11 protein-coding genes and 2 pseudogenes are annotated in these 9023 nt (G+C 43.1%); 4 read left to right on the top strand and 9 right to left on the bottom strand.

Going from position 1 to position 9023, the window contains the following annotated elements; all coding sequences use genetic code 11:
• The 3 genes and pseudogenes from O9295_RS05265 to remA all read right to left on the bottom strand — a co-directional run.
• Positions 1–267, bottom strand: a pseudogene (locus O9295_RS05265) (hypothetical protein); the annotation flags it as partial.
• 306 nt (positions 268–573) lie between these two features.
• A complete protein-coding gene (gmk, locus tag O9295_RS05260) occupies positions 574–1128 on the bottom strand; it encodes a guanylate kinase (RefSeq protein ID WP_004163380.1) in 555 nt (184 codons plus the stop codon).
• Between the two features lie 12 nt (positions 1129–1140).
• Positions 1141–1410, bottom strand: a complete 270-nt coding sequence (remA, locus tag O9295_RS05255) for an extracellular matrix/biofilm regulator RemA (protein ID WP_002737924.1) — start codon at positions 1408–1410, stop codon at positions 1141–1143.
• A 428-nt stretch (positions 1411–1838) separates the two neighbouring features.
• Here remA and O9295_RS05250 point away from each other — a divergent pair, with 428 nt between their 5' ends.
• Positions 1839–2045, top strand: coding sequence for a hypothetical protein (locus O9295_RS05250; protein WP_004268575.1), 207 nt, complete (start codon positions 1839–1841; stop codon positions 2043–2045).
• A gap of 128 nt (positions 2046–2173) precedes the next feature.
• Positions 2174–2659, top strand: coding sequence for a photosystem II cytochrome c-550 (psbV, locus tag O9295_RS05245; protein WP_061432254.1), 486 nt, complete (start codon positions 2174–2176; stop codon positions 2657–2659).
• 52 nt (positions 2660–2711) lie between these two features.
• Here psbV and O9295_RS05240 read toward each other — a convergent pair whose 3' ends face one another.
• From O9295_RS05240 to O9295_RS05230, 3 genes are all read right to left on the bottom strand, one after another.
• Entirely contained in the window at positions 2712–3074 is a 363-nt protein-coding gene (locus tag O9295_RS05240; protein ID WP_288032200.1) for a DUF3226 domain-containing protein, read from the bottom strand.
• A gap of 133 nt (positions 3075–3207) precedes the next feature.
• A complete protein-coding gene (locus O9295_RS05235) occupies positions 3208–3540 on the bottom strand; it encodes a DUF3226 domain-containing protein (RefSeq protein ID WP_288032199.1) in 333 nt (110 codons plus the stop codon).
• 4 nt (positions 3541–3544) lie between these two features.
• On the bottom strand, positions 3545–4636 hold the full coding sequence (locus O9295_RS05230) for an AAA family ATPase (protein WP_288032197.1): 1092 nt from the start codon (positions 4634–4636) through the stop codon (positions 3545–3547).
• A 180-nt stretch (positions 4637–4816) separates the two neighbouring features.
• Here O9295_RS05230 and O9295_RS05225 point away from each other — a divergent pair, with 180 nt between their 5' ends.
• On the top strand, positions 4817–6322 hold the full coding sequence (locus O9295_RS05225; RefSeq protein ID WP_288032196.1) for a UbiD family decarboxylase: 1506 nt from the start codon (positions 4817–4819) through the stop codon (positions 6320–6322).
• A gap of 323 nt (positions 6323–6645) precedes the next feature.
• Here O9295_RS05225 and O9295_RS05220 read toward each other — a convergent pair whose 3' ends face one another.
• The 3 genes from O9295_RS05220 to ndhC are packed head-to-tail and all read right to left on the bottom strand — an operon-like array spanning position 6646 to position 8303.
• On the bottom strand, positions 6646–7149 hold the full coding sequence (locus tag O9295_RS05220) for an NAD(P)H-quinone oxidoreductase subunit J (RefSeq protein ID WP_002780471.1): 504 nt from the start codon (positions 7147–7149) through the stop codon (positions 6646–6648).
• The gene (ndhK, locus tag O9295_RS05215; RefSeq protein WP_002760976.1) at positions 7150–7893 is read right to left on the bottom strand and encodes a photosynthetic/respiratory NAD(P)H-quinone oxidoreductase subunit K; all 744 of its coding nucleotides are present in this window, start codon (positions 7891–7893) and stop codon (positions 7150–7152) included.
• 47 nt (positions 7894–7940) lie between these two features.
• Positions 7941–8303: a photosynthetic/respiratory NAD(P)H-quinone oxidoreductase subunit C gene (ndhC, locus tag O9295_RS05210; RefSeq protein WP_002739390.1), complete on the bottom strand. Its 363-nt coding sequence runs from the start codon at positions 8301–8303 to the stop codon at positions 7941–7943.
• A gap of 494 nt (positions 8304–8797) precedes the next feature.
• Between ndhC and O9295_RS05205 the strand changes: the two are divergent.
• A pseudogene (locus tag O9295_RS05205) lies at positions 8798–9023 on the top strand (hypothetical protein); the annotation flags it as partial.

Genomic DNA, 9023 nt, shown 5'->3' with positions numbered 1-9023 from the left:
ATTATGGTAAAACCTAGTAATTGATTGCCAGGCTCTATCAGCAGCCGATTGACGAGCTTGAGAGTTTAATTTATTAACCCATGGTGTCTCTTTATTATTAGCTAGTACCGCGCAAAGTTTTTGGAGATCATTGCGGGTTGTACCCTTATGATCCATCCAATAACGAACACAAGAGTTACGCACAAACTGAGATGTTCTAATTGCTTCATCAAGCCGGTGATATTGCTCTAGTGTCCCGTTTTTTAGCTTTGCTTCTACGACTAGCATCTAACAATTCTCGACCATTGGTTAAGTAGATTATAACACAGTTTGTCCACAGATGGTGGAATTAAACCGATGCTCCGTTGCTGACCCTTCGACTTCGCTCAGGGTCATTGATATTCTGGTCGGATTTCATCCCCCGCTAATTTTTGTGAGTATCTTATCGAAAAATGTAGCGGGGGTATTCATCCGATATTTTAGGTAACTTAGGGAATGGGGGATAAGGATTAGGGGAAGTGGGGAAGTGGGAAATTTCAACTAAAACCCTAAAACCCTAAAACCCCTAAAACCCCAACACCTAAACCCCAACAGCTAACGGCTAAAAATAATCTTCTCGATGGCATCTAGGGCGGTTTCTAGGTCATCGTTGACGATTTGATCGGGGAATTCCTCGCTGGCGGCTAATTCTTCTTGGGCGCGCTCTAGACGGCGGGCGATCGCTGTTTCGGCATCTTTGCCCCGGCCGCGCAAACGACGTTCTAATTCCTCGAAACTGGGGGGTAGGATAAAGATTCTCCTCGCTTCGGGGAAGCTTTGACAGACCTGTCTGGCTCCCTCTAATTCGATTTCTAGAATTACGGTCTGGCCTGTTGCTAATTGAGCGGCGATCGCTGATTGGGGTGTCCCATAGTAGTTGCCCGCGTATTCGGCCGATTCTAGAAATTCTCCGGCTGCCATTTTCTCCTCGAAACTGGGACGGTCGAGAAAGTAGTAATCTTCCCCCTCAATTTCACCCGGTCGAGGTGGGCGCGTAGTAGCGGATACGGACAGGTAGAGGTTAGGGAAACGAGTTAGTAAATGCCGGACTAGCGTACCCTTGCCCACACCGCTAGGGCCGGTAATGACAATTAATTGACCGGGTTGCATGGGGTTAATAACTTAGTTGCTACTATTAACAGGCGCTTCCTTGTTGACCACGAAACGGTGAGCCACGGTTTCTGGTTGAATGGCCGACAGCACTACATGACTAGAATCGGTGATGATCACCGCACGAGTCCGTCTTCCATAGGTAGCATCGATTAAACAGCCTTTATCCCGAGCATCACTGATGATGCGTTTGATAGGAGCCGATTCTGGGCTAACGATGGCGATAACCCGATTAGCGGAAACAATATTACCGAAGCCGATGTTGATCAGTTGTATATCCATAAGTTAACAAAGGTGCAGTCCTTTGTACAAAAGAGTGTTGAGGTATGATTACAATGTTATCGAGAAAGATTTAGCCTTACAACGCTAAAAATAACATTCTTAATCACATTTTAGTATTTTTTCAGGTTTTTTGCGATTTTAATTAAATTTGTTTACACAAGTCTCTATCTTAGGGAATAAAAAGGCAAAAGTCGGGAAAATTAGGGAATTTTGAGGGTGTGGGGTGATGGGGTGATGGGGTGTGGGGTGATGGGGGGTGGGAGCTTTTTTCAGTGATCAGTAAACAGTAATCAGTGAACTGAAAACTCACATCTGATAACTGACTCTCGATCACTGATCACTGATCACTGTTAAGAATGTCCCCGGCAATGGCATGATAATTATGGTAACTAATAAGTATTCTCTATCCTTGGTGGGTGCGTTAGACTATGGGTTTTGCTGATCTATCGATCGCTGATATTGCGGCAGAGTACGATCTGGCCGATGAATCTGTGTTGTCACTTTGCGACCAATTAGGCATCTCCTATAAAGATCGGCAGACTAATCTCGCCCTAGAAGATGCTAAAGCAATTATCTCACTGATTTTATCCAAACGCTCAGGAGTAACCGCCTCGAAAACGGAAACGTCCCCTTGACTTTATTCCCAACTGCGATCTTCTCGGTGTCCGTGATCACTTAGAATCGATCGATACCCTCCCAGAGGAGAAAATTTTTTAGTCACCTTAAAATTCCCTTTCTTGGAACAATTGCGAGTAGGAGAACAATGATCAAACGTTTGATTGTGGCAGCGATCGCTGTAGTTTTTTTTGTATTACAATTCAATCTTAACGGCGCTAGTGCCTTAGAACTCGATGAAGAAACCCTCACCATCACCCTCAATGATGCGGGGAAATCGGTGACTTTGACTTCTGAACAAGCGACGGAAGGACAGAAACTTTTTATCGCCAATTGTACTAAGTGTCACCTGCAAGGTAAAACCAAAACTAATAATAACGTCAGTTTGGGTCTGGCCGATCTGGCCAAAGCGGAACCCCCCAGAGATAATCTGTTAGCATTGATTGATTATCTAGAACATCCCACCAGTTACGATGGTGAAGATGATCTGAGCGAATTCCATCCCAATGTTAGCCGTCCCGATATCTTCCCAGAATTACGCAATCTGACCGAAGATGATGTGTATAACGTCGCCGCTTATCTGTTGGTTGCTCCCCGTCTAGACGAGCGCTGGGGTGGGACAATTTACTTCTAAATTGCACTGCATATATCCCTCGATCCCTCTAGATTTCTAGGGGGATTTTTGATTAGACAGCAAATAGTTGTAAAAATTCTTTGAGTTCATTTAATACCTCATGCTCAAAGTTCCAAATGTCTTTTTTGGTTAAAGCATGGGATAAATTACAATATTTCTTAGCCGCTCTTTTTTCATTCTGTGATGGTGTATCTTCCCTGATATAGTTTTGAATCCACAATTTATCAATTTTTTTACGATTTATATCAATATTTTTTTGTGCAAGACAGGATCGCCAAGCTTCTACACAATCAGCATGGGGAGAATCTTGGGTTTTAATTTCTCTCAACACTGTCTCTAGTTCCCCCTGTTCATTAACATGAAGAAAATGACAACCTATTTGAGTATTCGTAGAAGCATTTATAGCAATTCCCATAGTTGTGAGGTACAGATTCTTAGGTTTTGAGGAGTCAGGAGTCAGGATTCAGGAGTCAGGATTCAGGATTCAGGATTCAGGATTCGGGATTCAGGAGTTAAGATTTTGGTGTACCTCATGAGATTGGGAAACGCTATAATTGAAATAGCTTTTGGGTATCATCTATCCTGACTGCTTCTCTAAAAACTCTTTGAATACATTGACTAACCACAGCAAGTCTTTCTTGTCTGGTTTGTTCGTCTAAATCTAAAACAATACCTATCTTTTGAATATCATCTTTGAGCAGGGTGTTATTAAGTCGTTTCAGTCGTTGTTCAAGGCTACGATAATTTTCTCGTTCTATTCCGTCTAGAATATAAAATTCAACAATAGTTATCGTTAAATGATTCGATTCATTAATATGCTCAATAATAGCTCGTAAAAAAGCCGCATCATCTTGACTCTCAACAATTATTACATTAGCCACGATTCTACTCACCTCTGATTCGATCATTGTGCTTGAGAGCATAATCTAAGATATCTAATTCACTTTTAATACCGATAATTTTATCAGTTCTGGGACTCCTTGCTAGTTCAAAATAAGCCCCCTGTTCTGGATAATATTCTAACCCCACATCGGCAAAAGCTTGGATCATCTCTAAACTGTGGGTTGTAGCAAAAATTTGGCTATCTAGTTCGATAGCTAATCGGAATAAAGTTTTCCAAATATCTGGGTAAGCAGTATAGTGAAGACCATTTTCTATTTCATCGATAAAAATAATTTTTTTAGGATTGATGAGTAGAGCAAAAATCATCTCTATCAGACGATTAATAGCTTCACCAAACAGAGATATGGGTAGGCGTTTTCTCTCTTTTCTTTTCAGGTATAAATTTGGTTCGCCCAGAAAAAAACTTTCTATTTTTTTAATAGAAGGATCAAGTATTTGCAAGGCTTTTAGCACTTCTTCTTCCTGTTCATTAAAAGCTATTTTAGTATAGGACTCGCTCAATTCTTCCAAAGATTTATTGACAGATGCATCAATGATTACTGGTTCCTCATCACCCCCATTAGGTAAAGCTAGTATTCCCTCAGAACTAGCAATTAAAAAATAGTTCATTTGACTATCTTTTGAGTCATTCTTGAGGTCAAAAATTGTGTGAATATTTAAGATAGAAATAACTGATTTATTTTTAGCGATAAAATCATATAATTTTTGCCAATCTTCAGAGATGCCTAGAACAGTATCTTGAAGAGAATCGGAAATCGATATTTTTACCAATTTATCCCCTTGATTAGATTGGGAGCCTTTTAACTCAATAATATTTTCTCTATCAAGATTGAATAATAAATTATCCCAAGCATTTTTGGGAACAGCCTGAACAACGGCTAAAGATTCCTTGCGAATAGATTCTCTGACTTCATGAATAGTATTTGGATAGGGATAACTATACAAAAATATTGCCTCTAACAAGGCAGTTTTCCCTGAATTGTTTTTACCACCAATTAAATTAACTCGCTCAAAACCTTCAATTTTGGTATGCTCAAAACATCTAAAATTACTAATTTCAATATCCTTAATCATGTTGACCTCCGGGCTGGATAAGCATAAATTTAGGGGTAGGAATGAAGCTGGCAAGATGGGGATTTTTTTCCTTAATTCTAGACGAGAATCGCCTCCAACTCTCAAAACGGTGACTATCCCCGACGGAAACTGCCGCCCTAAGAGATAATAGAGAGAGGGATTTATTTACATTTCTTCATCATGGCTAGAGACTTACGAGGATTTATTAAGCTTTTAGAAGAGCGTGGGCAATTACGCCGCATTAGTGCATCGGTCTCTGCCGATTTAGAAATTGCCGAGATCGCTAATCGGATGCTACAGGTGGGGGGACCGGCCCTACTGTTTGAAAACGTGCAAGGAGCAGAGTTTCCCGTCGCTATTAACCTGATGGGAACGGTAGAACGCATCTGTTGGGCGATGAACCTGAATAAACCCGAAGAATTGGAAGATTTAGGCAAAAAACTCGCCCTGTTGCAACAACCGAAACCGCCGAAAAAACTCTCCCAAGCGATCGATTTTGGTAAAGTGTTGTTTGATGTCCTGAAAGCCAAACCCAACCGTAACTTTTTCCCTGCCTGTCAACAGGTGATTTTAGAAGGGAATGAAGTAGATTTAAAGAAAATTCCGATGATTCGTCCCTATCGGGGGGATGCAGGCCAGATTATCACCCTAGGGCTAGTAATTACTAAAGATTGCGAAACGGGAACCCCTAACGTCGGTGTCTATCGCTTACAGCTACAGTCTCACAATACCATGACCGTCCACTGGTTATCCGTGCGCGGTGGGGCGCGTCACCTGCGAAAAGCGGCACAAATGGGCAAAAAATTGGAAATAGCCATTGCTTTAGGGGTTGATCCTCTGATTATCATGGCCGCCGCCACTCCTATCCCCGTAGATCTCTCAGAATGGCTGTTTGCGGGATTGTACGGCGGTTCTGGGGTACAGTTAGCCAAGTGTAAAACCCTCGATTTGCAAGTGCCGGCCGACGCAGAAATCGTCCTCGAAGGAACAATTACCCCCGGAGAGGTATTGCCAGATGGACCCTTTGGTGATCACATGGGTTACTATGGCGGTGTGGAAGATTCACCCCTGATTCATTTCCACTGCATGACCCATCGTCGCGACCCCATTTATTTAACCACTTTTAGCGGTCGTCCTCCCAAGGAAGAAGCGATGATGGCGATCGCTCTTAATCGTATTTATACGCCGATTTTACGGCAACAGGTGGCGGAAATCAGGGATTTTTTCCTACCTATGGAGGCTTTAAGCTATAAAGCGGCGATTATCTCCATTGATAAAGCCTATCCCGGACAAGCGCGGCGAGCGGCCTTAGCTTTTTGGAGTGCCTTACCCCAGTTCACCTATACTAAATTTGTCATCGTCGTCGATAAGGAGATTAATATTCGCGACCCCCGGCAAGTGGTTTGGGCAATTAGTTCTAAAGTGGATCCGGTTCGCGATGTGTTTATTCTCCCGGAAACCCCCTTTGATAGCCTCGATTTTGCCAGCGAAAAGGTCGGTTTGGGGGGGAGAATGGGAATTGATGCCACCACTAAAATGTATCCCGAAACCGACCACGAATGGGGGGAACCTTTGGAGTCGGATCCTGCCATGGCGGTCAAGGTTTCCCAACGCTGGTTAGAATACGGTTTAATCGATATTAATTTACAAGAAGTAGATGCCAATAAGTTTGGCTACGAAATGTAGATTTAACTGACTAAATAGGGTTTGCGGCAAAAAGTTTGTTGGTGGGGGTAGGGTGTGGGGTGTGGGGTGTGGGGTGTAGGGTTTTACCCATTTTCAGACGGTCAATTACCTAATTTTCAGGGAAAAAGTCCCGGAATTTTCCCCCCAATCACTCCAATCGCTGGTACTTTTTGATTGACAAAAAGTCTAAAAGTCTTACCCAACAAGGTTTTTAGATTTATTCAGCCAACCCTAAATACTCAATAGCTTATCTTGTCCCTAAATCTCAAAAAAATCGGGCTAGAAATATCTTCTAACCCGATATTAGTGATTAATTTCTCGACTTAGTAAGCGTCCTGTAGTTCGTAGAATTCGGGAGAAACGTAATCTTTGCGTAGAGGCCAACCGACCCAATCTTCCGGCATTAAAATCCGTTTCAGGTGGGGATGTCCTTCATAAATAATGCCGAACATATCATAACTTTCTCGTTCTTGCCAGTCAGCTGCTTTCCAAATCCAGTAAACCGAGGCAACCCGGGGATTATCTCTGGGAAGAAAGACTTTTAAGCGCACTTCCACGGGACTATCGACATTATCGGTTACTTTGACCAGATGATAGAAACTAACTAATTCTTTCCCCGGTCCCAAATCGTAAGCACCCTGACATTGGAGATAATTAAAGCCATAAGCGTATAAAGCAGTGGCCAGAGGAATTAAAAAGTCTGCTTCTACTTTAATCAATTCCACACCACTATGGTCAGCTTCTAAAGCTTGATGCTCAAAACCATTTTCACTTAACCAAATCGAAGTGGGGCCAGCTTGCACAATAGCTGTGGTTTCTTCAGTCATTTAGATTTCTTCCTTTTGTTTCGTGGTCAAAAGAGCGGGGGGAACAGGCATACCGGTGGCTTCTAGCAACTCTTTCGGAGGTGCTTGACGGGTGGCCGATTGCAGATATTTACCCGTAAGAATCGGTTCCGTGGCCTGCATTTTGTGGGTAGTGCTGTAATAACGATTGGTTTGCTGGAGGACAGTCCCGCGTTCTTGAATAGATTCGTTAGCGACTTTTTTCCGCAGTTTAATAATCGCATCGATAATCGCTTCCGGACGAGGGGGACAACCGGGTATATAGACATCCACGGGGATAAGTTTATCTACCCCTCTAACCGCAGTGGTGGAGTCACTGCTGAACATTCCCCCCGTAATCGTACAGGCACCCATGGCGATAACGTATTTAGGTTCCGGCATTTCTTCATACAGACGCACCAAAGCGGGGGCCATTTTCATGGTGATTGTACCGGCAGTGATGATTAAATCGGCTTGCCGGGGACTAGAACGGGGAACTAAACCAAAGCGATCGAAATCAAAACGGGAACCAATCAAGGCTGCGAACTCGATAAAACAGCAAGCTGTACCGTATAGCATCGGCCAAAGACTTGACAAACGCGCCCAGTTATACAGGTCATCAACGGTGGTGAGGATGACATTTTCCGATAAATCCTGGGTAACTTTGGTGCGTTCGATGGGATTGAGGATTTTTTCGCTTTGTTGTTCGATAATTTGCTTAAATTCGCTGGTAGGGTTGGGACTCATCGGGTTATCCTCTTATGAAAAGTCAAAAATAAGGAAAATTATGGCCGTTATGACCATTCTAAGGCTCCTTTTCGCCAAGCATAGACGAGAGCAACCACAAGGATAGCAATAAAGATCAGTGCTTCTACAAAAGCTAATAGGCCCAATTGATTGAAAGCTACTGCCCAAGGGTAGAGAAAGACGGTTTCCACGTCAAAAACCACGAAAACGAGGGCAAACATATAATAACGAATGTTAAACTGAATCCAAGCACCGCCGATCGGTTCCATCCCCGATTCATAAGTGGTGCGTCTTTCCGGACCACCACCACTAGGCCGCAGGACTTTGGAGGCAGTTAGGGATAGGATTGGTACTAAACTGCAAGCAAGCAGAAATCCTAGAAAATACTCGTAACCTTTGAGGACAAACACTGGGTTTTTTTTCTCCTTATTCGCTATCGACAGGGGAAGTTGTCGGCATCTCTATGGCTACTTATTATAGAGGCTTTAGCAACCCGTCTCCTTCTCAAAAGCAGCATTGAAGATGTTTATCCAGATTGCTCGTTAAGATTGTACGGGAGTGCCGGAGTTGCCAGTTCGAGCATTTGTCCTAAAATTTCCGATAGGCAGTATAGTTTGTTAATGCACAGGCTCAAAGCAGCGATCGCAATAAGAGGAGAGTATCTGGTGTGGGGATAACTTTAAGTTGGGAAAGTTGAGCATCTCATACGGCCGCTCCTTTTGACACCCCCCAGTCTGACGGCAAATCCTTGTACAGAAAAACTTTCAAGAGTTCTCAGCACCACTAGGGTATCCCCAGCCAGGGAGATAAATGTAAAGATTTATTAAATTGTAGCGTATGATACAGTCTGGGGGGGTAGAGTGCATATTGGCCATTATCTAAAACTAAACAAGAGAGTAAAGCCATGGCTACTTACTACGGTACAAGTGGAGCAGACTACTACAACTATACGGGAAGTGAACAACTCTATGCCTATGGTTATGGTGGCATTGACATCCTCGCCGCCGTAAAACGGACGGCGATTCCCAAACCTCACGATTTAGGTTTCTGCTTCTTTCCCGAAGGATTTTTCGCACCTGCCTTAACAGATTTACTCTGTTCTGGTCTTATGGTCGCTCTACAGACTGACA

Origin of the sequence: Microcystis sp. LE18-22.4A (genome assembly GCF_027531105.1) — a bacterium.
Classification (GTDB): Bacteria; Cyanobacteriota; Cyanobacteriia; order Cyanobacteriales; family Microcystaceae; genus Microcystis; species Microcystis aeruginosa.
Note: the sequence above shows the minus strand (reverse complement) of the source record. Positions and strands in the feature narration are given on the sequence as shown.

What these genes read in the sequence shown, in the direction of transcription:
- gmk (WP_004163380.1), bottom strand. Translation starts at nt 1,128, where the DNA reads ATGCAACCCGGTCAATTAATTGTCATTACCGGCCCTAGCGGTGTGGGC.
- remA (WP_002737924.1), bottom strand. Translation starts at nt 1,410, where the DNA reads ATGGATATACAACTGATCAACATCGGCTTCGGTAATATTGTTTCCGCT.
- O9295_RS05250 (WP_004268575.1), top strand. Translation starts at nt 1,839, where the DNA reads ATGGGTTTTGCTGATCTATCGATCGCTGATATTGCGGCAGAGTACGAT.
- psbV (WP_061432254.1), top strand. Translation starts at nt 2,174, where the DNA reads ATGATCAAACGTTTGATTGTGGCAGCGATCGCTGTAGTTTTTTTTGTA.
- O9295_RS05240 (WP_288032200.1), bottom strand. Translation starts at nt 3,074, where the DNA reads ATGGGAATTGCTATAAATGCTTCTACGAATACTCAAATAGGTTGTCAT.
- O9295_RS05230 (WP_288032197.1), bottom strand. Translation starts at nt 4,636, where the DNA reads ATGATTAAGGATATTGAAATTAGTAATTTTAGATGTTTTGAGCATACC.
- O9295_RS05225 (WP_288032196.1), top strand. Translation starts at nt 4,817, where the DNA reads ATGGCTAGAGACTTACGAGGATTTATTAAGCTTTTAGAAGAGCGTGGG.
- O9295_RS05220 (WP_002780471.1), bottom strand. Translation starts at nt 7,149, where the DNA reads ATGACTGAAGAAACCACAGCTATTGTGCAAGCTGGCCCCACTTCGATT.
- ndhK (WP_002760976.1), bottom strand. Translation starts at nt 7,893, where the DNA reads ATGAGTCCCAACCCTACCAGCGAATTTAAGCAAATTATCGAACAACAA.